The organism is Kitasatospora sp. NPDC002551 (assembly GCF_040296005.1).
Taxonomy (GTDB): domain Bacteria; phylum Actinomycetota; class Actinomycetes; order Streptomycetales; family Streptomycetaceae; genus Kitasatospora.
Genome location: NZ_JBEOWI010000021.1, coordinates 54,798 through 77,159, shown reverse-complemented (window position 1 = coordinate 77,159; position 22,362 = coordinate 54,798). Strand labels below are relative to the sequence as shown.

Below are 22,362 nucleotides of genomic sequence, written 5' to 3'. Positions count from 1 at the left end.
CACGGCCGCGCCGAGCCGCCACGGCCCGCCTTCAGGAAGTGACGCCACCCGGCAAACAGCCGCCCGCCGGAAGGTAATTCGGGTTCATCTCTTGACACCGGGTCGGCTCACACAGGAACCTTCCGGCTGTGGCGTGGGAGCGCTCCCACGGACGTTCCCGAGGACAACCCCCACGAGCAACCGCCACGAGCAACTCCCGCGAGCACCCCCACGATCGGCTCCCACCCACCCCACCCCCGGCAGCAGCACTCCCGGACGAGGAGACCGCCATGCACACCACCACCGCCCACCCCCGCCGCACCGCCCTCGCGGCCCTGGCCGCCACCGCCGCCCTGGTGGCCGTCACCGGCTGCGGCAGCGGCGGCAAGAGCGCCGACGCCGCCGGCGACGGCGGCCGGATCACCCTGCGGATCGGCACCTTCGGCTCCTTCGGCTACGACAACGAGACCGGGGCCGGGCTCTACGCCGAGTACGAGAGACTCCACCCGAACATCAAGATCGTCGAGTCCAACGTGGCCGACGGCCAGAAGTACTGGGACACCCTCAAGCTGCGGCTGTCCCGCGACAGCGGCCTCGCCGACATCCAGGCCGTGGAGGTCGGCTACATCGCCGAGGCCACCGCCCCCGCCCTGGCCGGGAAGTGGGCCGACCTCGGCACGACCGGCGGCGCGGACCTCGGCGCCTTCCTCGACTGGAAGGTCAAGCAGGCCACCACCGCGGACGGCAAGGTGATCGGCCTGGGCACCGACGTCGGCCCGATCGCCGTCTGCTACAACAAGGACCTCTTCGCCGAGGCCGGGCTGCCGACCGACCGCGCCCAGGTCGGCGCGCTCTGGGCGGGCAGCTGGGACGCGTTCCTCGACACCGCCCGCGCGTACCGGGCCAAGGCCCCGGAGGGCACCGCCTTCCACGACTCGGCCAGTGGGCTGTTCAACGCCGTGCTCTCCGGCGAGCCGGTCCAGTACGCCGACTCCAAGGGCGAGTTGGACTACCGCAACAGCCCCGGGGTGAAGAAGGCCTGGGAGATCGCCACCGCCGCCGCCACCGGCGGACTCACCGCGAAGCTGCGGCAGTTCGACGAGAAGGGCACCTGGAACGCCGGCTTCAAGAACAACCGCTTCGCCACCGTGGCCTGCCCCAGCTGGATGACCGGCATCATCAAGGACCAGGCCGGCGCCGGGAACCGGGGCCGGTGGGACATCGCCCCGGCCCCGGTCCCGGGGAACTGGGGCGGCTCCTTCCTCGCCGTCCCCAGGTCCGGCCCGCACGTCGAGGAGGCCGCCGAGCTGGCGGCCTGGCTGACCGCACCGGCCCAGCACGCCAAGGTCTTCGCCGTCAACGGCAACATCCCCTCCACCCGGGAGACGCTCTCCTCCCCCGCCGTGCAGAACGCCCGGCTGCCCTTCTTCGGCGACACCCCCGTGGGCCGGATCTACTCCGAGACCGCCGCCGGCATCAAGGCCGTCCCGATCAGCCGCTGGGACGGCCAGGTGAAGACCTTCCTCACCGACAACGGCATCCTCGACATCGAGCAGCGCGGCACCGACCCCGCGCAGGCCTGGACCAACGTCGGCAAGCTGGTCGACGACAAGATCCAGAAGTAGCGGCCGCCGCCATCCCCTCCCGGAAGGAGGAGCCCATGCCCGCCCCCGCCGCGGTGGCGGCCGACGGTACCCCGCCGCCCGTCCCGCCCCCGCCCGTCCCGGGCCCGGACACCGCCAAGGGCCGCCCGCCCGGGCACGGCTGGCGCGGCCGGCTGCACCGCTGGGACCGACGTGCCGCGCCGTACGCCTTCGTCGCGCCGTTCTTCCTCTGCTTCGCCGCCTTCGGCCTCTACCCGCTGATCCACACCGGCTGGCTCTCGCTGCACCGGGTGGAGCTCGGCGGCCCGGCCGAGTGGCGCGGCCTGCGGAACTACACCGGCCTGTGGGACAGCCACTACTTCTGGAACGCCCTGGCCAACACCTTCACCCTGGGCGTGCTGTCCACCGTGCCGCAGCTGCTGCTCGCACTGGGCCTGGCCCACCTGCTCAACTACCGGATGCGCGGCCGGGGCTTCCTTCGGGTCGCGGTGCTCGCCCCGTACGCGACCTCGGTCGCCGCCGCCACGCTGGTCTTCGCCCAGCTGTTCAACAGCGACTACGGGCTGATCAACACCGTCCTCGGCCGGGCGGGATTCGCCCCGGTCGACTGGGAGTCCTCCAAGTGGCCCGCGCAGATCGCGATCTCGGCGATCGTCACCTGGCGCTGGACGGGCTACAACGCGCTGATCTACCTCGCCGCGATGCAGGCCGTGCCGCAGGACCTCTACGAGGCGGCGGCGCTCGACGGCGCCTCCCGGCTGCGGCAGTTCCTCAGCGTGACCATCCCCTCGATCCGCCCGACCATCCTGTTCACCATCGTGGTGTCCACTATCGGCGCCACCCAGTTGTTCGGCGAGCCCATGCTGTTCGGCGGAAGCCTCGGGATCAGCGGCGGCAGCGGCAACCAGTTCCAGACGCTCAGCCTGCTGATGTACGAGAAGGGCTGGGTGACCGGCGCGCTCGGGCAGGCGTCCGCGATCGCCTGGGTGATGCTGCTGGTCCTGCTGCTGCTCGGGGCCCTCCGGGTCCTCGTCGCCCGCGTCCGCCGCAGGAGGGACCGACCGTGACCACCGCCCCCGCCCCCACGCCCGCCGCCCGCCGCCCCCGGTGGCGGCAACGCGCCGGCCACCAGCACCGGGCCGGCCCGCTGACCCGGCTGCTGCTCGGCCTGGCCGCCCTGGTCTCGCTCTTCCCGCTCTACTGGAACGTGGTCGCCGCCTCCCACTCCGGCGAGCGCGTCGTCACCGCTCCGGTCCCGCTGCTGCCCGGGCGCCGGCTGTTCGACAACCTCGCCTTCGCCTGGAACCAGGTCGACCTGGGCCGGGCGCTGGTCAACACGACGGTGGTGGCCGGCCTGGTGGCACTGTCCACCGTGCTGTTCTCCACCCTGGCCGGCTTCGCCTTCGCCAGGCTGCCGTTCCGCGGCCGGGGCGCCCTGCTCTCCCTGGTGGTCGCCACCATGGCGATCCCGCCGCAGCTCAGCGTCATCCCGCTCTACCGGCTGGTCACCGACCTCGGCTGGGTCGACCAGCTGCAGTCGGTGGTCCTGCCCTCGCTGGTCGCCGCGTTCGGCGTGTTCTTCATGCGCCAGTACCTGGTCGAGGCACTGCCCGCCGAACTGGTCGAGGCCGCCCGGATGGACGGCGCGCACAGCCTGCGGGTGGTCTGGCACGTGGTGTTCCCGGTGGCCCGCCCGGCGATGGCCGTGCTCGGCATGCTGGTCTTCGTGCAGGCCTGGAACGACTTCTTCTGGCCCTTCATCGCCCTCACCCCGGACGGCAACCCGACCCTCCAGGTGGCCCTCGCCGGGCTCGGCGCCGGCAACCACAGCGTCGACCAGGCGATCGTGCTCACCGGCGCGCTGATCTCGACCCTCCCGCTGCTCCTGGTCTTCGCCGTGCTGGGAAGACACATCGTGGGCGGCATCACCGCCGGCGCGGTCAAGAACTGACCACGCCCTCCCCTTCCACCCGTTTGGAGCAGCACCGTGACCCGACCCGCCAGCACCGCCACCGCGGCGCTCCGCTTCCCGGCCGGCTTCCTCTGGGGCGCCGCCACCTCCGCCTACCAGATCGAGGGCGCGGTGGCCGAGGACGGCCGCACCCCGTCGATCTGGGACGCCTTCTGCCGCGCGCCCGGCAAGGTCCACCTCGGCGAGACCGGCGACGTGGCCGCCGACCACTACCACCGCTTCCGCGAGGACGTCCGGCTGATGGCCGGACTCGGCCTCACCGCCTACCGGTTCTCGCTCGCCTGGCCGCGCGTCCAGCCCACCGGCCGGGGCCCCGCCTCCCCGCGCGGCCTGGACTTCTACCGCCGTCTGGCCGACGACCTGCTCGACGCCGGGATCACCCCCGTCGCCACGCTCTACCACTGGGACCTCCCGCAGGAGCTGGAGGAGGACGGCGGCTGGCCCGCCCGCCGCACCGCCGAGCGCTTCGCCGCCTACGCGGCCCTGGCGGGCGAGGCGCTCGGCGACCGGGTCACCCAGTGGACCACCCTCAACGAGCCCTGGTGCAGCGCCTTCCTCGGCTACGGCTCGGGCGTGCACGCCCCCGGCCGCACCGATCCGGTGGACGCCCTGCGCGCCGCCCACCACCTCAACCTCGGCCACGGCCTGGCCGTCTCGGCGCTGCGCTCCGTGCTGCCCGCCGGCGCCCAGGTGTCGGTGTCGCTCAACCTGCACGCGCTGCGCCCGCTGACCCCGTCCGCCGCCGACCGGGACGCCGTGCGCCGGATCGACGCGGTCGGCAACCGGGTGTTCCTCGGCCCGATGCTGGACGGCGGCTACCCCGAGGACCTGCTGGCCGACACCGCGCACCTCACCGACTGGTCCTTCGTCCGCCCCGGGGACCCGGCCGCGGTCCACCAGCGCCTGGACTGGCTCGGCGTCAACTACTACACGCCCAGCGTGGTCTCGGCCACCCCGGAGGGCGCCGCCCCCGCCCGCGAGGACGGCCACGGCGCGGGCAGCGCCTCCCCCTGGCCGGGCGCCGACCGGGTCGGCTTCCACCGGGCCCCGGGCGAGCGCACCGCGATGGGCTGGGCCGTCGACCCGTCCGGCCTGTACGAGCTGCTCACCGGACTGGCCCGCCGCCACCCGGAGCTGCCGCTGATGGTCACCGAGAACGGCGCGGCCTACCCCGACGAGCCCGGCCCGGACGGCGCCGTCGACGACCCCGAGCGCGCCGCCTTCGTGCACGCCCACCTCGCGGCGCTGCACCGGGCCGTCGCCGACGGCGCCGACGTGCGCGGCTACTTCCTCTGGTCCCTGCTGGACAACTTCGAGTGGGCGTACGGCTACACCAAGCGCTTCGGCCTGGTCCACGTCGACTACCGCACCCTGGCCCGCACCCCGAAGGCCAGCGCCCACTGGTACGCCCGGGTCGTCCGGACCGGCACGCTCCACCCGCCGGGCGCCGCGTAGCGGGGCGGACGGCGGCGACCGTGCCGGGGGCTCGACGGGCGTCCGGGCGGTGCAGCAGACTCTCCACCACGGCTCCCACCGCACCCGACAGCACCATCCGCCGCATCCGAACCAGCGCATCGGAGAACCACCACGGTGACTACGAGTCGACAACTGGAGATACCCTTCACCGACGGCCGCTCCGGCAGCGGACCCGCCACCTGGGGTCAGCGGGCCATCTGGGACGTCGTCAACCGCTCCGCCCCCGCCGATCGGCCCCGCTTCAACATCACCACCGCCGCCCCGCTCGACCCGGGCCTGCCACTGCCGGCCGTCCTGGACGCCCTGGGGCACCTGCTCCACCTGCACGACTCCCTGCACACCCGGCTGCTGCCCGAGCCGGACGGCACCGGCCTGCGCCAGCAGGTCGACCCGGCCGGCCGGCTGACGGTGCGGGTCCGGGACTGCGCGGCGGACGCCGGCGGCGAGGAACTCGCCTCCGCCGGCGCCGCGTTGCACGAGGAGCTGGCCGGCCGGCCGTTCGACTGCGGCACCGAGTGGCCGATCCGGGCCGGCCTGGTGGTCGCCGACGGCCTGGTGCGGTTCGTCTCGCTGGTGCTGTCCCACACCGCGGTGGACGGCACCGGCATGGGCCTGCTGGTCCGCGATCTCAGCGAACTCTCCCTGGGCACCGGCCCGGACGCCATCCGGGCCGCCCGCTCGCCCCGACAGCCGCTGGAGGAGGCCGCGTTCCAGACCTCGGAGCGCGGCCTCAAGCGCGATGCCAACGCCCGTGCGCACACCCTGCGCAAGCTGCGCGCCGCCCCGTCCCGGCTCTTCCCGCCGGTCGGCGGCGGGGCCGGCTCCGCCGAGCGGTTCCCGAACGCCGTGCTCAGCTCGCCCGCGCTGCTGCCCGCCGTCGACCGGGTCGCCGCCGCCCACCGGGCCGGCTCCTCGGCCGTCCTGCTCGCGGCGGCGGCGGCCATGACGGCCCGGCTGGCCGGCCGCTCGGACGCGGTGCTCCAGGTGGTGGTCAACAACCGCTTCCTGTCCGGCCTGACCGACGCCGTCAGCGTGGTGGCCGGCGACGCCCTGCTCCACCTCACCGACGCCGACGGCGAGTTCGGCGAGGCGGTGCGGCGCACCCACGCCGCGTCGATCGCCGCCTACCGGCACGCCTACTACAACCGGCGGCTGCTGGACGCGGAGGTCGAGCGGCTGACCGCCGAGCAGGTGCCGCTCGCCGACCGCTCCTGCGTCTTCAACGACACCCGCGAGCTGCTCCCCGGCGACCTGGCCGCCCAGGCCTCGGCCTCACCGGGCGCAGCGGCGGGCGGGAGCGGGGACGGGCGCACCACGCTCGCCTGGCCCGTCGAGTTCGACCCGCGCCCCGGGCTGACCTACGCCCTGGACGCCCTGCGCACTCCCGCCGCCCTGCAGCTGGCCATGACCGCCGACCCGGCGGTGCTCCCCCGGCCCGCGATGGAGGAATTCCTCTACGGGATCGAGGAGTTGGTGCTCACCGAGGACCGCGCCCCGCGGCCCCGCTGACGGCACCGGGGCCCGTCCGTCCGCTCACGTACGGACGGCCGGGCCCCGGCGCTTCGGTACTGATCGACCGTCAGTGCTGGTGCTCGTGCACCGTGTTGGTCTCCTGGATCTTCTTCCAGGACTTCGGCTCCGGCCGCTTGCCCGCCGTGGCGTCCGGCGCCGCCGTGCCCGGCGCCAGGCTCGCCGCCGCCGCGATCGGGGTCCCGATGCCGTCCGTCCCCGCCGGCGGCTTGCCCACGGTGAACAGCCAGGTGTTGAAGAGCGTGCCCAGCGGCCGGCCGGAGACCCGCTCGGCGTACGCCTGGAACTGCTGGACGGTGGCGTTGCCGAACTTGTGCTCGGTCGCCCAGCCCTTGAGGATCCGGTAGAAGGTGTCGTCGCCGACGGTGTTGCGCAGCGCCTGGAGGGTGATCGCGCCCCGGTCGTAGACGGCGCCGGCGAACAGGTGGTCCGCGCCCGGGTCGCCCGGCCTGACCGACCAGAACGGGTCGTCGGCCGGGTAGTAGTCGTAGAAGAAGTCGGCCAGTTCCTGGGCGGTGCCCTCGTCCTCGTGCTCGGACCAGAGCCACTGCGCGTAGCGGGCGAAGCCCTCGTTGAGCCAGATGTCGCTCCAGCGCTGCACGGAGACGCTGTCGCCGTACCACTGGTGGGCCAGCTCGTGCACCACGACGGAGGTGTTGGCGCCGCGGGCGAACTGGGCGGGGCTGTAGAAGATCTGGCCCTGGGTCTCCAGCGCGTACCCGGTGGGCACATTGGGCACGTAGCCGCCGACCGAGTCGAAGGGGTAGGCGCCGAAGACGGTGCTCAGCCAGTCGGTCAGCTCGCCGGTGCGCTCGACGCTGGCCCGCGCGGCGCCGGCGTTGACGCCGAGGTTCGGGCTGTAGGCGGTGATGACGGGCAGCCCGCCGGGGGTGGTGTCCTGGCGGACGTCGAACTTGCCGATCGCCAGCGTGGCCAGGTAGGTGGCCTGCGGCTTGCTCTGCCGGTAGTTGTAGCGGGTCCAGCCGGGCCGCTGGCTGGTGGTCCGGGTGCCGTTGCTGATCACCTCGGTGCCGTTGGGCACCAGCACCGAGACGTCGAAGGTGGCCTTGTCGGTGGGGTGGTCGTTGCTCGGGTACCACCAGGCGGCACCCTCGGGCTCGTTGGCGGCCACGCCGCCGTCGTCGGTGCGGATCCAGGCGGAGTAGCCGCCGCGCTCGACCTCGCCGGGCTTGTCGGCGTAGCGGACGACGACGGTGACCGGGCTGCCCTTGGCGATGGTCCGGGCCGGGGTGACCACCAGCTCCTGCTCGCCGGAGGTGGTGAAGGTGGCGGCGCGCCCGTTGACCAGGATCTCCTTGACCTGGAGCACGAAGTCCAGGTTGAAGCGGGTGAGGTCCTGGGTGGCGGTGGCCAGGATGGTGGTGGTGCCCTCCAGCTCATCGGTGGCGGGCTGGTACTTCAGCCGGATGTCGTAGTGCGAGACGTCGTAGCCGCCGTTGCCGGCGTATGGGTAGTAGGGGTCTCCGATGCCCGCGGCGCCGGGGCCGGCCTGGGCGGCGGAGGCGGGGACGGACAGGAGCAGGGCGAGCGCGCCGGCAGCGGCAGAGACGATCAGCCTCTTGCGCACGGAGGTCCTCCACAGGATTGCTGGGACAACGGGTCGGATCGATCCTTGTCCCAACAGTTCCTGCCCTACGCCTGAACTATGAGATGTTCATAAGAAGATACAGGGTTGACATCGCGCTGCCGCCGACCGGTGACGGCACGTCATGAACTTCCGACCTGCCGTCATACACCGTATGGGCTAGGCCCCCAGGGCCACCGGCGCCCGCACCAGCGAGCCGTACTCGGTCCAGGAGCCGTCGTAGTTCTTGACGTGCGGGTACCCGAGCAGCTCGGTCAGCGCGAACCAGGTGTGCGCCGAGCGCTCCCCGATCCGGCAGTAGGCGATCACCTCGCGCTCCGGCTCGACGCCCTGCCCGCCGTACAGCTCCCGCAGCTCCCGCGCCGAACGGAAGGTGCCGTCCTCGTTGGCCGCCCGCGACCAGGGGATGTTGACCGCACCGGGAATGTGGCCGGGCACCTGCGCCTGCTCCTGGGGCAGGTGCGGCGGGGCCAGCGCCTCGCCCCGGTACTCGGCCGGCGAGCGGACGTCCACCAGCACCGCGTCCGACCCCGGCTTGGCGAACACCTCCGCCCTGGCCAGCACCTCGTCCCGCAGCGCCCGCACCTCGGGGTGCTCGGGCCCGGTCAGCCGGTAGGGGCTGTGCTGGTAGTCCATGACCTCCTCGGTCAGCTCGCGCCCCTCCAGCTCCCACTTCTTGCGCCCGCCGTCCAGCAGCCGCACCGGGCCGAAGCCGCGCAGCCTCAGCAGCCAGAAGGCGTAGGCGGCGAACCAGTTGTCGTTGCCGCCGTACAGCACCACGGTGGTGTCGTCCTCGACCCCGGCGGCGCGCAGCAGGTGCTCGACGCCCGCCCGGTCGGCGTAGTCGCGGCCGACCCTGCTGTGCAGGTCGGTGGTCCAGTCCCAGCCGACCGCGCCGGGCAGGTGACCGCGGGCGTAGGCTCCGGTGTCCTCGTCCACCTCGACGACCCGGAGCGTGCCGTCGTCCAGGTGCTGGGCCAGCCACTCCGTGCCGACCAGCGCCTCGGGGTGTGCGTAGCCGTTGCCGGACATCGCCGCCCTCCCTTCACACGGGGACCCTTCGAACCTACGTCCGCGCCCCCGCCCCCGGCCACCCGGGCCGGGGGAGCCGCCCGCCCCGGGAGGACGCCCTGTGCGCTACGCCGCCACCGGCAGCCGGGCCACGTAGTACTGGTTGAGCGGATCGCCCTCGATCCGCTCGACCCGCACCGAGCCGAAGCCCGCCTCGGCCAGCATCCGGCGGGCGGTCTGCTCGCCCCAGACGGTGCCGAGCCCGGCGCCGCCCTCGCCCAGCGAGACCGTCATGCAGTAGAAGGTCGAGAAGGTGTACAGCGCCGGGGCGAGCGGGTGGCCGATGTTCTCCTCCAGCAGGCTGCTGGCCGCGATGTCGCCCATCAGGAAGACGCCGTCGGGCCGCAGCACGGCCGCGACGGCCTGCAGCGTGCGGCCCGGCCGGGCCAGGTCGTGGATCACGTCGAAGGCGGTGACCAGGTCGTAGGAGCCGGTCAGATCGGCCGAGTCGGCGAGGTCGAAGCGCGCGTTGTCCAGGCCGTGCGCGGCGGCCTCCGCCTTGGCCGCTCCGATGCCCTGCTCGGAGATGTCCACGCCGGTGAACCGGCTGGCCGGGAAGGCCTTGGCCAGCACGTTGACGGCGTGGCCCTGGCCGGTGCCGAGGTCGACGGCGTCGATGCCCGCGCGCAGCCGCTCGGTGAGCCCCGGCACCAGCGGCACGACGACGTCCACCAGCACCCGGTCGTACACGGCGGCGGTCTCCTCGCCCTGCAGCGCCTGGAACCGCGGGTAGGCGGAGTACGGCACCCCGCCGCCCTTGCGGAACACCTCGACGATCCGCTCCTCGACCTCGCCCATCAGGGCCAGGTACTGCATCATCCCGGCCAGGTTGTCGGGCCCGGCGGCCCGGGTCAGTGACGCCGCGTGCTCGGGCGGCAGCCGGTAGGTGCGCTGCCCGGGCTCGTACTCGACGAACCCGCCGACCACCATGGCGCCGAGCCACTCGCGGACGTAGCGCTCGTCCAGTCCGGCGGCGCGGGCGACCTCCTCGCTGGTCGATGGAGCGAGGCCGGCCATGGTGTCGAAGAGGCCGGTCCGGTGGCCGACGGAGGCCATGAATCCCAGGCAGGCGTCGTTGAGCACCTGCACCACACGACCCGCGAACTCCTCCTGCTTCGCCGGGTCCGGTTCCCGTTCGGACATCGTTCCTCCTGCGCCGTCTCGGGACCTGCGCGAACCCTCCCCTCGTCACGCTACGCCGCCGCCGGACGATCCCCCACCCCGAGGTTCACGGGGCGGGCCAGGGCACCTCGGACCGCTTCTCGTAGCGGTAACCGGCCGCCTCCCAGCGCGCGCCCTCCTCGGCGAGGCGGCTCTTGAACCGCTCCCAGGAGTGGCTCTCCTTCGACGACCAGCCCAGTTCGGCGAGCGCGGGCAGCCGGGGCAGCAGCATCAGGTCCAGCTGTTCCGGGGTGTCCAGGGTCTCGGTCCACAGCGGCGCCTCGACGCCGAGCACGGAGCCGGCGGGCAGCGGCAGCAGGGTGTCCGGGTCCCAGGAGTAGGCGGTCCGGACGTCGATGGTGCCGGCCCAGACCAGCCCGAGCGGGTAGCCGGACTCGTACTTCATGTCGAGGTACGTGCGGCCGGACGGCGACATGATCACCTTGGCGCCGCGCTCGGCGGCCTCCTTCAGCTCGGCGTCGCGCCCGCCCCGGCCGTCCCAGAACTGGAGCAGCCCGACCCCGCCCGCCGCGGTCTGGTTCCACCCGACCGCGGTCTTCCCGGCGGCGAGCACCTGGGCGTCCACCCGCCGCACGAAGTCGGCGTACTCGGCCGGGGGGATCTTCTTCACCTCGTCGCCGCCGATGTGCAGGTACGGCCCGGGGGTCAGCCGGGCCAGCTCGGTGATCACCTCCTGGGTGAAGGCGAAGACGGCGTCACCGGTGGGGCAGAGCGTGGAGAAGCCGACCTCGATCCCGGTGTACGGCCAGGGGCGGGCGCTCCTCGTGCAGTCCAGCTCCGGGTAGGAGGCGAGGATCGCGTTGCTGTGGCCGGGCAGGTCGATCTCGGGGACGACGGTCAGGTACCGCTCCTGGGCGTAGCGGACGATCTCCTGGTAGTCGGCCGCGGTGTAGAACCCGCCGGGGGTGCCGCCGACCTCGCTGACCGCGCCGACCCCGGTCAGCGCGGGCCGCGACGGGACGGCGATCCGCCAGCCCTGGTCGTCGCTCAGGTGCAGGTGCAGGTGGTTGACCTTGTACAGGCCGAGGCGGTCGATGAACCCCTTGACCTCGGCGGGGGTGAAGAAGTGGCGGGCGACGTCGAGCATCGCGCCCCGGTAGCCGTAGCGCGGACGGTCCTCGACGGTGACCGGCGCGACCGTCCACTCCGGGCCGCCGGCGACCGGGCGCGGGCTCTCGATCTGCGGCGGCAGCAGCTGGCGGAGGGTCTGGGTGCCGCGGTAGAGGCCCTCCGGGGTCCGGGCGGTGATCCGCACCCCGGTGGCGTCGGCGGTCAGCCGGTACCCCTCGGTGCCGGTCGCCTCGGGGAGCCCGGGATCGAGCAGCAGGCTGATCCCCTCGCCGCCCGCCGCACCGGCGTCGTCGGCCAGCGGGAGCGGCAGTCCGGTCGGACGGCGCAGCGCCTCGGCGAGCTGCCCGGCGATCCGCCGCACCTCCCCGGCCTGCCGTTCGACGGCCTCGGTCCCGGGGACGGTCCGGACGGCGGTGCGCTCGGTGAGCCGGTAGCCGGGGCCGGAGCCGGCGGCGACCGAGAGCGGCACCGGGACGATCCGGTCCGCGGTGCGCGGGCCGGCGGGTACGGCGGGCGCCCGCTCCGGGCCGGTGTCCTCGCCGCCGGCCACCTGCCGCACCCCGAAGCCGACCGCGGCGAGCAGCAGGACGACGGCGAGGACGAGTGTTCTGCGGGCCCGGGCGGGGAGCCCGGCTGTTCGGATCGGCACGGCTGCTCCCGGTGTCGTCAGGCGCTCCGCCGGCCGCTGTTCACGGCCGGTTCACCGGAATGGTCTCAACCAATCACCGCGATGTCCCGTGCTTCGTCCGAACTCGCGGACCCGCTTGACGCGTTCGGGAGCGGCTCAGGAGAAGACCACCGAGCGGACCAGCAGCCGGTCGCCGGCCCGCCCGCCCGGCCGCAGCACGAAGTACGTGTCGCCCGCGCAGCCGGAGTCGAGGAAGGCGGTGGCGGTCGAGCGGGTCTGGTTCGACGGCGCGTACGCCGGCTCGTCCTCGCCGGCCTCCGGCAGGTCGATGCAGGTTCCGCTCCGCGGGTCGACCAGCGCGCCCGCGAAGTCCGCGCCGTACTTGTAGCGGAATTCGCCGTCGGCGGCGTTGGCGGAGACCGGGACGGCGAGGACGAGCGCGATCGCACTGGTGACGGCGAGCACGGCGTTGCGCAGACGCATGGCGGGTGGCCCTTTCAGGCGGTACGCGGAGGTACCTGGGGAATTGGTGCGAGATCACCCTAGAGGCCCAAAAAGCAGGGAAACGATTCTGCTAATCCATCCTTTCGGGGGGTTTAAGCGCGTTTCCCGCGACTTCTGCATTCACCCGTTTGCTTGTCCTCCGCTGCTCGCACGCCCTCGGCCCCGCTGCGCCGACCGGCTCAGCCGGGCGGGGCGGTGAAGCGGTAGCCGGAGTCGATCAGCACCGGCAGGTAGGTCTTCAGCGCCGCCACCGTCTGCGAGCGGTCCCCGCCGCCGTCGTGGTTGAGCACGATCGCCCCGGGGCGGACGTCCTTGAGGATCCGGTCGGTGATCACGCCCGTCCCGGGGCGGGCCCAGTCCCGGGGGTCGACCGACCAGGCCATCGGCCGCATGCCCAGTTCCGCGCTCACCCGCAGGGCGGTCGAGGACCAGTCGCCGCCGGGCGCCCGGAACCAGGTCGGCACCTTGCCGGTGGCCCGGTGCAGCAGGTCGGAGGTGCGTTCCAGCTCGTCGCGGACCTTGCCCTCGGACAGACTCCGCAGGTCGGGGTGGGTCCAGGTGTGGTTGGCGATGTGGTGGCCGCGGGCGGCGATCTCGCGGACCAGGTCGGGGTGCTCGACGGCGTTCTCGCCGATCAGGAAGAAGGTGGCCCGGATGCCGTACCGCTCCAGCAGCGTCAGCACGGTCGGGGTGTGCCGGGGGTCGGGGCCGTCGTCGATGGTCAGCGCGACCACCTGCCGCGCGGCGTCCAGCTCGTACACCGGCTTGGCCTCGGCGGCCGACAGCGCCCGCGCGGGCGTCGGCGCGGCCGGGGCGGGGGCCGAGGGGGCGGGCGCCGCCGAGGCGGTCGCGGCGGCGGGGCTCGCGGCGGCGGTGGACGCCGGAGCGGCGGAGGGGGCCGGCGGCGCGGTCGGGGTCTCGGACGGAACGACGGCCGGAACGGCGGACGGGCTCGGGCTGTCGGCCGGAGAGCCCGGCGCCGCCTCCGACCCCGGGTACCCGCCCAGCCCGGCGGTCTCCAGCATCTCCGAGGCCCGGCCGCAGCCGGCCAGCCCGAGCAGCGACATCCCCGCCGCGACCAGCAGCAACCTTCGCGAAGTAATCTGACGATCAGACAGCATTCTGCATCTCTCCCCCGTTCACCGTCCGGCCTCCCAGCGGCAACTCCGACGGGCTCGATCACCACCCCAACGGCGCATGTCACGGCCGGTTCGCCCACCCCCTGACCGGACTCCCGTCGGTACCGCTACTCTGACCTCTCCCAGTGTGATGATCTGTCTTCAGAGGACGTGGCCATGACGAGAAGTCAGGATTTCGCCGACCGCTCCGACAGCGACGACGCCGAACTGAGCCAGTGGGAGAAGTACGGGGTGGACACCAGCACCCCGCACTCCGCCCGGGTGTACGACTACTGGCTGGGCGGCAAGACCAATTTCCCGCCCGACCGCGCGATGGGCCAGGCCATCGAGAAGGCCGTGCCCACCATGAAGGCGCAGGCCAAGGAGAACCGCGCCTTCCAGGGCCGCGCCGTGCGCCACCTCGCCGAGCGCTACGGCATCCGCCAGTTCCTCGACCTCGGCACCGGCATCCCCACCTCGCCGAACACCCACGAGATCGCCTCGGCGGCGAGCGAGGGCACCCGGGTCGTCTACGTCGACAACGACCCGATCGTGCTGGCCCACGCCCGCGCGCTGATGGTCTCCACCCCGGCCAGCCGCACCACCTACATCCACGCCGACCTGGGCAAGCCCGCCGAGCTGCTGGCCGACCCGGCCCTCAACTCGACGCTGGACCTCTCCCAGCCGGTCGGCCTGCTGATGATCGCCGTGCTGATGCTGATCGCCGACGAGGACGACCCGTGGGGCAAGGTCGCCGCGCTGCGCGACGCGCTCCCCGCCGGCAGCTACCTGGCGCTCACCCACCCGACCCAGGACTTCAACGAGGCCGCCGTCGCCCAGGTGACCGCCTCCGCCCGCGCCGCCGGGATGACCCTGGTGCCGCGCAGCAAGGAGGACGTCACCCGGTTCTTCGACGGCTGGGAGCTGGTCGAGCCCGGCGTCGCCCCGGTGATGGCCTGGCACCCGGAGGGCGAGCGGCCCGAGGACCCGTACGCCGCGTACTACTGGGGCGGCGTCGCCCGAAAGATCTGAGCCACTGCCGGCCGTCCCCGGGCCGCCACCGGCCCCGCCCACTGCCACCACCGGGCGGGGCCGGCCCGCGGGCCGGGCACTCCGGGTGGACCGGTCTCACTTCAGCAACCGGGACATCCGCCGGTCCGCGAGCGGCCTGCCCCCGGTCTGGCAGGTCGGGCAGTACTGCAGCGAGGAGTCCGCGAAGGACACCTCCCGCACGGTGTCCCCGCAGACCGGACACGGCTGCCCGGTCCGCCCGTGCACCCGCAGGCCCAGCTTCTTCTCCGCCTTCAGCTCCCCCGCGGCCAGCCCGCGCGAGCGCTCCACCGCCTCGCGCAGCGTCGTGCCGAGCGCCTCGAACAGCCGTTCCGTCTCCTCCGGCGACAGGTCGGCCGCCAGCTTGTACGGGGACATCCGCGCCGCGTGCAGCACTTCGTCCGAGTAGGCGTTGCCGACACCCGCGAGCACGCTCTGGTCCCGCAGCACGCCCTTGATCCGGCGCCGCTCGCCGCTCAGCAGGGCCCGGAAGCGCTCCAGGTCGAAGCCGGGATCCAGCGGGTCCGGGCCGAGCCGGGCCACCCCCGGGACCTCCGCCGCCTCCCGCACCACGTACACCGCGAGCCCCTTCCTGGTGCCCGCCTCGGTGAGGTCGAAGCCGTCCGCCCCCGGGCCCGCCAGCCGCACCCGCAGCGCCAGCGGGTTGCGCGCGCTCGGCCGCGGCGGCAGCGCGGGCAGGTCCTCCTTCCAGCGCAGCCACCCCGCCCGGGCCAGGTGGACCACCAGGTGCAGGCCACCGGCCTCGATGTCGAGGAACTTGCCGCGCCGCACCACCGGGCCGACGGTCAGACCGGCCAGCGCGGTCACCGGCGGGTCGTAGGTCTTGAGGGCGCTGATCGCCACCGGCTGGACCTCGGCGATCACCCGCCCGGTCAGCCGTTCCGACAGGTAGGCGGTCAGGGCCTCGACCTCGGGCAGCTCCGGCATGCGCCCAGTCTCGCCCAGCCACCCGCTCCCCGCCCGCCCCCGCCCGCGCCGTCCCCCCGTTCGCCGCCTTTGCCGTCCGGCGCGCCCCGGCGCAGGCTGGAGGGGTGGCCCGCGCGCCAGCCGAGGAGGTCCGGCTCCGTCATGAGCACGCTCGAGGAACAGATCGACGTCGAGGCCCCGGTGCTCGCCGCCTGGGAACAGCTGCACCGGGTCCACGAGTACCCGCGCTTCGTCGACGGCGTGCGCAGCGCCCAGCCGCACGGCCGCAACCTCGCCCACCTCGAAGTGGAGATCGCCGGCACCGAGTGGGACGTCGAGACCGAGATCACCGACCGGGGGCGCGGCCGGGTGATGACCTGGCGCACCCTGGACGGCCCGCCGCTGCACGGCGCCTTCGCGCTGCGCCCGCTCGACCGCGCGCACACCCGGGTGCAGATCCGGGTCGAGTACGACCCGCGGGCGGTGCACGAGGTGTTCGGCGGGCCGCGCGGCTTCGCGCTCGCCGGGGCCGTCGAACGCGCCGTGCGGAGCGACCTTGAGCACTTCCGGGAACTGGTCGAGGCCCGGGTGACGGCGGCGGCCGAGCCGCCGGCGCCGGTCGTCCGGGCCCCCGGGGTCGTGGACGTAAACGGGCTGTAAGCGCAGCTCAGAGGCGGTGGTGAGGATCTTCACAGCAGTCCGCGGGCCGCGTCGCGCGGCCTGCCACCTGTGGCACACTCGGGACCCATGAGCACGGCCCCGCTCCCCAGGACGCTGCGCGCGGCGATCTTCGCCGCGCTGCTCGTGCTGCTCGCGGGCCTCGGCCAGGTGCTCGTCACCGGCCGTCCGCTGCCGCTCGGCACGCTGGCCGTGGCCGGCGCCGCCGTCTTCGCGGTGGCCTTCGCCCTGGCCGGCCGCGAGCGCGGCTTCCGGGCCGTCGCGGCGGTGTTCCTTCCGCTGGAACTGGGCCTGAGCGCCCTGTTCGACCTCGCCCAGTCGACCTGCCCCTCCCTGCCGCCCGGCACCGCGCGCGGCCTCGAACCGCTGCTCTGCGGCGGCGGCTCGCTCGGCGGGCTGCTGCTCGGCCACGGCCTCTCCCGGCCGGCCGGGCTGGTGGTGCTGCTGCTCCTGCACGGCGCGCTGGCCCTGGCCGCCGCCGCCTGGCTGCGCAGCGCCGACGCCGCGCTGTGCGGCCTGGCCCGTTCGGTGCGGATCCTCGGCGACTTCGCCCAGCGCTTCGCCGCCGCGGCCGGCCGCCGGCTGGTGCTGCTGCTCACCGCCCCGCTGCCGGCCCGCCCGGTGGTCCGGGTGCCGTTCCCGCGCGCCAGCCGCGTCCGGGTGCCCGCCGAGTCCGTGGTGCTGCGCCCCGCCGTCCGGCGCGGGCCGCCGGTGTTCGCGCCGGCCCGCTGAACCGACCCGCGACCCCGCGCACCCGCGGGTCCACCGGTCCTCGGCCGGCCGTGCCGCCACCGCGCCCGCACGCCGTTCCACGAGCACCAGGACGACTTCTCCATGAGCACCTCCCCCAAGAAGACCCCGAAGACCGCCGCCGACCGCAAGGCCGAGCGCCGGGCCGCCACCGAGCGGATGCGCGCGGAGCGCGAGCGCGCCGACCGGGCCGCCCGGATCCGCCGCCGGACCGTGGTCGGCGCCGCCTCCGCCGCCGTGCTCGCGCTCGTCGCGGGCGTGGCCTTCGCCGTCGGCGGCTCCTCCGGCTCCGGTGACGCCGGCGCCTCCGGCCCGCTGGTCGTGCCGGCCAACGCGGGCGGCGCGGACGGCACCGTGATCACCTACGGCAAGGCCGACGCCCCGCACACCCTGGAGGTCTACGAGGACTTCCGCTGCCCGTACTGCGAGCAGTTGGAGACCACCACCGGGTCGACCATGCAGCAGCTCGCCGACGCCGGCACGTACAAGATCGAGTACCACCTGGCGACCTTCCTCGACCAGGGCCTGGGCGGGAAGGGCTCGCGCACCGCGCTGGCCGCCGCCGGCGCGGCGCTGAACGAGGGCGTGGACAAGTTCAAGCAGTTCCACGACGTGCTCTACGCCCACCAGCCGGACGAGCGCGACGACGCCTTCGGTGACGTCAACCACCTGCTCGACCTGGCCGGCCAGGTGCCGGGCCTGAAGACCGACGGCTTCGTCAAGGCGGTCCAGGAGGGCACCTACCTGCCCTGGGCCAACCAGGTGAACAAGGCCTTCGACAGGAGCGGCGTCACCGGCACCCCGACGGTCCGGCTGAACGGCCAGAAGCTCGACGTCTTCGCGGGCGGCGCCCCCGTGCCGCCGGAGAAGTTCACCGCGATGGTCGCGCAGGTGACCGGATGACCGCCGCCGCCGAGCGCCGCACCTACGGCGCGAGCCGCCCGTTCGCCCTGCTGCTGGTGATCGGCGGCGCGCTGGGGCTGTTCGCCTCGGCGGTCCTCACGCTGGACAAGATCCGGCTGCTGAAGGACCCGTCCTACGTCCCGAACTGCAATATCAATCCGATCATCAGCTGCGGCTCGGTCATGCGCAGCGACCAGGCCGAGGCCTTCGGCTTCCCCAACTCGCTGATCGGCCTCGCCGGGTTCGCGGTGGTGATCACGGTCGGCGCCGGGCTGCTGGCGGGCGCCGCCTACCGGCGCTGGTTCTGGCTGGGCCTGCAGGCCGGGACGGTGTTCGGGATCGGCTTCGTGACCTGGCTGATGTACCAGGCGCTGTACCGGATCGGGGCGCTCTGCCCGTACTGCATGGTGGTGTGGGCGGCGATGATCCCGCTGTTCTGGTACACCACGCTGCACAACCTGCGCTCGGGCGTCATCCCGGTGCCGCGCGGCCTGCGGCCGGTGGTGCGGGAGGCGGCGCGCTACCACTGGGTGGTTCCGGCGCTCTGGTACGCGGTGATCGTGCTGCTGATCCTCAAGCGGTTCTGGTACTACTGGTCCACGCTGATCTGAGCCCCCCGCTCGCCCCCGGAGCCGGACCGGCCCGGGGGCGGGCGGCTCCCGCGAACCCCTGCGAGGCCGTGATGCCGAGGATCGTCCTGTTCGTGTCCGTCTCGCTCGACGGCTGCTTCGAGGGGCCGGGGCGTGACATCTCCTGGTCCCGCGTCGACGACGAACTGCACAGCCACTTCAACGAGGAGCTGGCCCGGCTGGGCGGTTTCGTGTCCGGCCGGGTCACCCACGAGCTGATGGCCGACTACTGGCCGACCGCCGAACACGATCCGGCCGCCACCGCCCCGATGATCGAGTTCGCCCGGATCTGGCGGGAGATGCCGAAGACGGTCTTCTCCCGCACCCTGCGGCACGCCGAGTGGAACACCACCGTGCTGCCCGAGGTCACCCCGGCCGCCGTCGCGGCGCTCAAGGCGTCCGCGGCCGGCGACCTCTCGCTGAGCGGCGGCGAGCTGGCCGCCTCCTTCCGCGAGCTGGACCTGATCGACGAGTACCGCGTCTACGTCCACCCGGTCCTGCTCGGCCGGGGCCGGCGCATCTTCCCGCCCGACGCCGCCCCGGCCGACCTGGAGCTGCTGACCACCCGCGCCTTCGGCAGCGGCGTGGTCCTGCTGCACTACGCCCGGACGGCGGCCCGGGGCGCGAACGCGTAGGCGGCGACCTCGGCGAGCAGGGCGGCGCGCCGGTCCTCGTCGAGGAAAGAGGCGTGGAAGGAGTTGGCCGCCAGCAGCCGCAGGGTCTCGTCGTCCAGGCCGAGGGCCTCGGCGAGGGCGTCGAAGTTGTCCCCCGCGTAGCCGCCGAAGTAGGCCGGGTCGTCGGAGTTGACGGTGGCCAGCAGGCCGGCGTCGAGGATGGCGGGCAGGGGGTGGTCGGCGAGGGTGTCGACGCAGCGCAGCCGGACGTTGGAGAGCGGGCAGAGGGTGAGCGGGATCCGCTCCCGGACCAGCCGCTCGACCAGCGCCGGGTCCTCCAGGCAGCGCAGCCCGTGGTCGATCCGCTCCACCCCGAGCACGTCCAGCGCCTCGGTGATGTACGCGGCCGGGCCCTCCTCGCCGGCGTGGGCGACCCGGTGCAGGCCGGCCTCGGCGGCGCGCCGGTAGACCTCGCGGAACTTGGCCGGCGGGTGGCCGACCTCGGCGGAGTCCAGGCCGATGCCGGTGATCCGGCCGCCGAACCAGGGGCGGGCGGCCTCGAAGGTCTCCAGCGCGGACTCGGCGGACTCGTCGCGCAGGAAGCACATGATCAGCCGGGTGCTGATCCCGTGCCGCTCCTCGCTGCGGTCCAGCGCCCGCCCGAGGCCGTCCACCACGACGGCCAGCGGCACCCCGCGCGCGGTGTGCGCCTGCGGGTCGAAGAAGATCTCGGCGTGCCGCACGCCCTGCTCCGCCGCCCGGGCCAGGTAGGCCTCGGCGAGCTCGGCGAAGTCCTCCTCGGTCCGCAGCACGGCCATCAGCGCGTAGTACAGGTCGAGGAAGGACTGCAGGTCGGAGAAGGCGTAGGCACGCCGCAGCTCCTCGGTGTCCGCGTACGGCAGGGTGACGCCGTTGCGGGCGGCGAGCGCGAAGGCGAGCTCGGGCTCCAGGGTGCCTTCGATGTGCAGGTGCAGTTCGGCCTTGGGGAGGGGCATCGGTGCCTGTCCGGGGATCGCGGTATGGATACGAAGTGGTCATCCTACGATTCCGCGGTCCCCGACCACGCATCGGGCAGGTCGCGCACCCGCCGCAGCGGCGAGGCGATGAGCAGGGCGGCACTGGCCACCAGCAGCGAGACCATGATCCACATCGTCGGCCGCAGGCCGAGCCACTGTCCCAGGGCGCCGCCGGTCACCGCGCCGAGCGGGATGGTGGCCTGGCCGGCGGCCAGCGAGGTGGCCACCACCCGGCTGAGCAGCGCGGGCGGCACGTAGCGCTGCCGGAAGCCGGCGAGCACCACGTTGGCGAGCACCACGCCGCCCACCAGCACCGCCAGCCCGGCCGCGTACAGCAGCACCCCCGCGCCGGGCCGGGCGGACGGCAGCAGCAGGCCGAAGGGGGTGACGGCGAGCAGGACGAGCAGCACGCCGCGCGCCGTGCCGTGGCGCCGGGTGACCGGGCGGGCGAGCGCCGCCCCGGCCACGCCGCCGAGCGCCCCGGCCGCGCCCAGCCAGCCGACCGCCGGGGGGGGCCACACCGAGCCCGTCGATCAGGAAGAGCACCGCCACCGCCTGGTAGCCGGCCAGCGCCAGGTTGGCCACGGCCCCGTAGCGCAGCAGCGCGCCGAGGTACGGATCTCGGCGGACGAAGGTCAGCCCCTCGCGGACCTGGCGGCCGAGCGGGGCCGGATCGGGCTCCGGAGCCGCCGTCCGCCGCTCGCGGATCAGCAGCAGCGCGCCCGCCGCCACCAGGAAGCTCGCCGCGTCGACCAGCAGCCCGGCGGCGGCGCCGAAGGCCTGCACGGTGAGCCCCGCCACGCCCGGCCCGGCGACCTGGGCGGCCGAGGCGCCGCCCTGGAGCTTGGCGTTGCCCTCGGTGAGCCGCTCGGGCCGCAGCAGGTCCGGCAGACAGGCCTGGTGGGCGGTGCCGAGGAAGACCGCCGCGGTCCCCGCGAGCAGGGCGACCAGCAGCAACTGGGCGAGGGTCAGCACGCCGAACCACCCGGCCGCCGGGACGGAGGCGTACAGCGCCGCCGAGACGAGGTTGCCCCGGACCAGGACGGTGCGCCGGCGCCACCGCCCGACCCACACCCCGGCCGGCAGGCCGATCAGCAGCCAGGGCAGCCAGACGGCGGCGCTCAGCAGCCCGGTGGCGAGCGGCCCGGCGTCCAGCGCGACCACCGCGACCAGCGGCAGGGCGACGGCGGTGACGGCGGAGCCGAGGCGGCTGACCGTCTCGCCCGCCCAGAGCAGCCGGAAGTCGCGGTGGGCGAACAGGCCGGCGGGTAACCGGGGCGCGCCCCGCGGACCGGTGTCCGTCACGGCCGGGCCGGGACGCTGTGGGCGAAGGCGAACACGGACTCCCGGGCCCGACCGTCCTCGGGGACCGGCCGGGCGGCCCACCGGGCCAGCACCGAGACCAGCTCGCCGGCGAGCTCGCGGGCCTCCTCCGGGGTGAGCCGCAGCCAGGTCTCGGTGGCCACGGCGCAGCCCTCCCGCCAGGGCTCGGGGTAGTCGTCGCGGGCGGCGGACCAGCCGCGCACCAGGGCGGCCTGGCGCTCCAGCTGGAGCGAGCCGGCCGCGTCGGCGACGGCCTCGGCGGCCGGGTCGGCGGCGAAGTCGGCGCGCCGCCAGCGCGGGGTGCCGGCGGTCGGGCGCCACCAGCGCTCGCGCCGGTCGCGGGCCAGCTCCGGGGCCTCCTCGACGAGCTCGGCGCCGACCAGCACCTTGAGGTGGTGGCTGATGCTGCCGACGGCCTGGCCGGTGCGTTCGGCGAGCAGGCCGACGGTGGCGGGGCCGTCCACCGTGAGCAGGTCCAGCAGGCGGCGGCGCACGGGGTGGGTGAGGGCGGCCAGGACGCGGGAGTCGGCGATCTGCCGGACACCGCCCGCGGCGGGCCCGGCGGCGGGCTGCTGAGACGCGGTGGGCTCGGTGGCCTCGGTGGGCTCTGTCGGCTCGGTCATGCGGCGAGGATAACCACAAGAGCTCTTGTGCAACAGTCCTTGTACGCGAATTCTTGTCCATGGTGCGACCCACGGGCGGGTGTACCGGAGGGGCGGGCGGGGCACCGG

21 protein-coding genes and 1 pseudogene are annotated in these 22,362 nt (G+C 74.2%); 11 read left to right on the top strand and 11 right to left on the bottom strand.

Translation table 11 applies throughout. The annotated features are described in order from the left end of the window. Nucleotides 1–269 precede the first annotated feature (269 nt). From ABT093_RS19470 to ABT093_RS19450, 5 genes are all read left to right on the top strand, one after another. Nucleotides 270–1,604 (top strand): ABC transporter substrate-binding protein, encoded by a 1,335-nt coding sequence (locus ABT093_RS19470; RefSeq protein ID WP_350565798.1) that lies wholly within the window; start codon nt 270–272, stop codon nt 1,602–1,604. A gap of 35 nt (nt 1,605–1,639) precedes the next feature. Beyond that, nucleotides 1,640–2,650, top strand: coding sequence for a carbohydrate ABC transporter permease (locus tag ABT093_RS19465; protein ID WP_350565796.1), 1,011 nt, complete (start codon nt 1,640–1,642; stop codon nt 2,648–2,650). Continuing rightward, entirely contained in the window at nt 2,647–3,534 is an 888-nt protein-coding gene (locus ABT093_RS19460) for a carbohydrate ABC transporter permease (protein WP_350565794.1), read from the top strand. Before ABT093_RS19465 ends, ABT093_RS19460 begins: the two co-directional genes overlap by 4 nt. A gap of 36 nt (nt 3,535–3,570) precedes the next feature. Further along, nucleotides 3,571–5,010 (top strand): GH1 family beta-glucosidase, encoded by a 1,440-nt coding sequence (locus ABT093_RS19455; RefSeq protein ID WP_350565792.1) that lies wholly within the window; start codon nt 3,571–3,573, stop codon nt 5,008–5,010. A gap of 135 nt (nt 5,011–5,145) precedes the next feature. Continuing rightward, complete coding sequence (locus tag ABT093_RS19450) at nt 5,146–6,540, top strand: condensation domain-containing protein (protein WP_350565790.1); 1,395 nt, start codon at nt 5,146–5,148, stop codon at nt 6,538–6,540. Between the two features lie 70 nt (nt 6,541–6,610). Here the strand turns inward: ABT093_RS19450 and ABT093_RS19445 are convergent, their stop codons facing one another. The 6 genes from ABT093_RS19445 to ABT093_RS19420 form a co-directional block, all read right to left on the bottom strand. Then, nucleotides 6,611–8,149 carry a M1 family metallopeptidase gene (locus ABT093_RS19445; RefSeq protein WP_350565788.1) on the bottom strand — a complete coding sequence of 513 codons (1,539 nt, stop codon included), beginning with the start codon at nt 8,147–8,149 and terminating at the stop codon, nt 6,611–6,613. Between the two features lie 177 nt (nt 8,150–8,326). Next, nucleotides 8,327–9,199 carry a sulfurtransferase gene (locus tag ABT093_RS19440; RefSeq protein WP_350565786.1) on the bottom strand — a complete coding sequence of 291 codons (873 nt, stop codon included), beginning with the start codon at nt 9,197–9,199 and terminating at the stop codon, nt 8,327–8,329. Between the two features lie 105 nt (nt 9,200–9,304). Continuing rightward, complete coding sequence (locus tag ABT093_RS19435; protein ID WP_350565784.1) at nt 9,305–10,381, bottom strand: class I SAM-dependent methyltransferase; 1,077 nt, start codon at nt 10,379–10,381, stop codon at nt 9,305–9,307. A gap of 85 nt (nt 10,382–10,466) precedes the next feature. Continuing rightward, nucleotides 10,467–12,140, bottom strand: a complete 1,674-nt coding sequence (locus tag ABT093_RS19430; RefSeq protein WP_350565783.1) for a beta-N-acetylhexosaminidase — start codon at nt 12,138–12,140, stop codon at nt 10,467–10,469. Nucleotides 12,141–12,275: 135 nt separating this feature from the next. Then, entirely contained in the window at nt 12,276–12,602 is a 327-nt protein-coding gene (locus ABT093_RS19425; RefSeq protein ID WP_350565781.1) for a hypothetical protein, read from the bottom strand. Between the two features lie 200 nt (nt 12,603–12,802). Then, a complete protein-coding gene (locus ABT093_RS19420; protein WP_350565779.1) occupies nt 12,803–13,744 on the bottom strand; it encodes a polysaccharide deacetylase family protein in 942 nt (313 codons plus the stop codon). 174 nt (nt 13,745–13,918) lie between these two features. On the opposite strand from ABT093_RS19420, the gene ABT093_RS19415 reads away from it, so the two are divergent. Further along, a complete protein-coding gene (locus ABT093_RS19415; RefSeq protein WP_350565777.1) occupies nt 13,919–14,773 on the top strand; it encodes an SAM-dependent methyltransferase in 855 nt (284 codons plus the stop codon). A 96-nt stretch (nt 14,774–14,869) separates the two neighbouring features. On the opposite strand, the gene ABT093_RS19410 is transcribed toward ABT093_RS19415, so the two are convergent. Then, a complete protein-coding gene (locus ABT093_RS19410) occupies nt 14,870–15,739 on the bottom strand; it encodes an Fpg/Nei family DNA glycosylase (protein WP_350565775.1) in 870 nt (289 codons plus the stop codon). Nucleotides 15,740–15,880: 141 nt separating this feature from the next. Here ABT093_RS19410 and ABT093_RS19405 point away from each other — a divergent pair, with 141 nt between their 5' ends. The 5 genes from ABT093_RS19405 (at nt 15,881) to ABT093_RS19385 (ending at nt 19,313) form a co-directional block, all read left to right on the top strand. After that, a complete protein-coding gene (locus ABT093_RS19405; protein ID WP_350565773.1) occupies nt 15,881–16,378 on the top strand; it encodes an SRPBCC family protein in 498 nt (165 codons plus the stop codon). Between the two features lie 87 nt (nt 16,379–16,465). Beyond that, nucleotides 16,466–17,128, top strand: a complete 663-nt coding sequence (locus tag ABT093_RS19400; protein ID WP_350565771.1) for a hypothetical protein — start codon at nt 16,466–16,468, stop codon at nt 17,126–17,128. A 102-nt stretch (nt 17,129–17,230) separates the two neighbouring features. Next, a complete protein-coding gene (locus ABT093_RS19395; RefSeq protein ID WP_350565769.1) occupies nt 17,231–18,049 on the top strand; it encodes a DsbA family protein in 819 nt (272 codons plus the stop codon). Further along, nucleotides 18,046–18,660 (top strand): vitamin K epoxide reductase family protein, encoded by a 615-nt coding sequence (locus tag ABT093_RS19390; RefSeq protein ID WP_350565767.1) that lies wholly within the window; start codon nt 18,046–18,048, stop codon nt 18,658–18,660. Before ABT093_RS19395 ends, ABT093_RS19390 begins: the two co-directional genes overlap by 4 nt. A gap of 71 nt (nt 18,661–18,731) precedes the next feature. Then, a complete protein-coding gene (locus ABT093_RS19385) occupies nt 18,732–19,313 on the top strand; it encodes a dihydrofolate reductase family protein (RefSeq protein ID WP_350565765.1) in 582 nt (193 codons plus the stop codon). Here the strand turns inward: ABT093_RS19385 and ABT093_RS19380 are convergent. The 4 genes and pseudogenes from ABT093_RS19380 to ABT093_RS19365 form a co-directional block, all read right to left on the bottom strand. After that, on the bottom strand, nt 19,277–20,287 hold the full coding sequence (locus tag ABT093_RS19380) for an adenosine deaminase (protein ID WP_350565763.1): 1,011 nt from the start codon (nt 20,285–20,287) through the stop codon (nt 19,277–19,279). The two genes, ABT093_RS19385 and ABT093_RS19380, sit on opposite strands and share 37 nt — an antisense overlap. Nucleotides 20,288–20,331: 44 nt before the next feature. After that, complete coding sequence (locus ABT093_RS19375) at nt 20,332–20,829, bottom strand: MFS transporter (RefSeq protein WP_350565851.1); 498 nt, start codon at nt 20,827–20,829, stop codon at nt 20,332–20,334. Between the two features lie 52 nt (nt 20,830–20,881). Further along, nucleotides 20,882–21,613, bottom strand: a pseudogene (locus ABT093_RS19370) (MFS transporter); the annotation flags it as partial. After that, on the bottom strand, nt 21,610–22,254 hold the full coding sequence (locus ABT093_RS19365) for an ArsR/SmtB family transcription factor (RefSeq protein ID WP_350565761.1): 645 nt from the start codon (nt 22,252–22,254) through the stop codon (nt 21,610–21,612). The gene ABT093_RS19365 and the pseudogene ABT093_RS19370, both read right to left, overlap by 4 nt. Nucleotides 22,255–22,362: the final 108 nt, after the last annotated feature.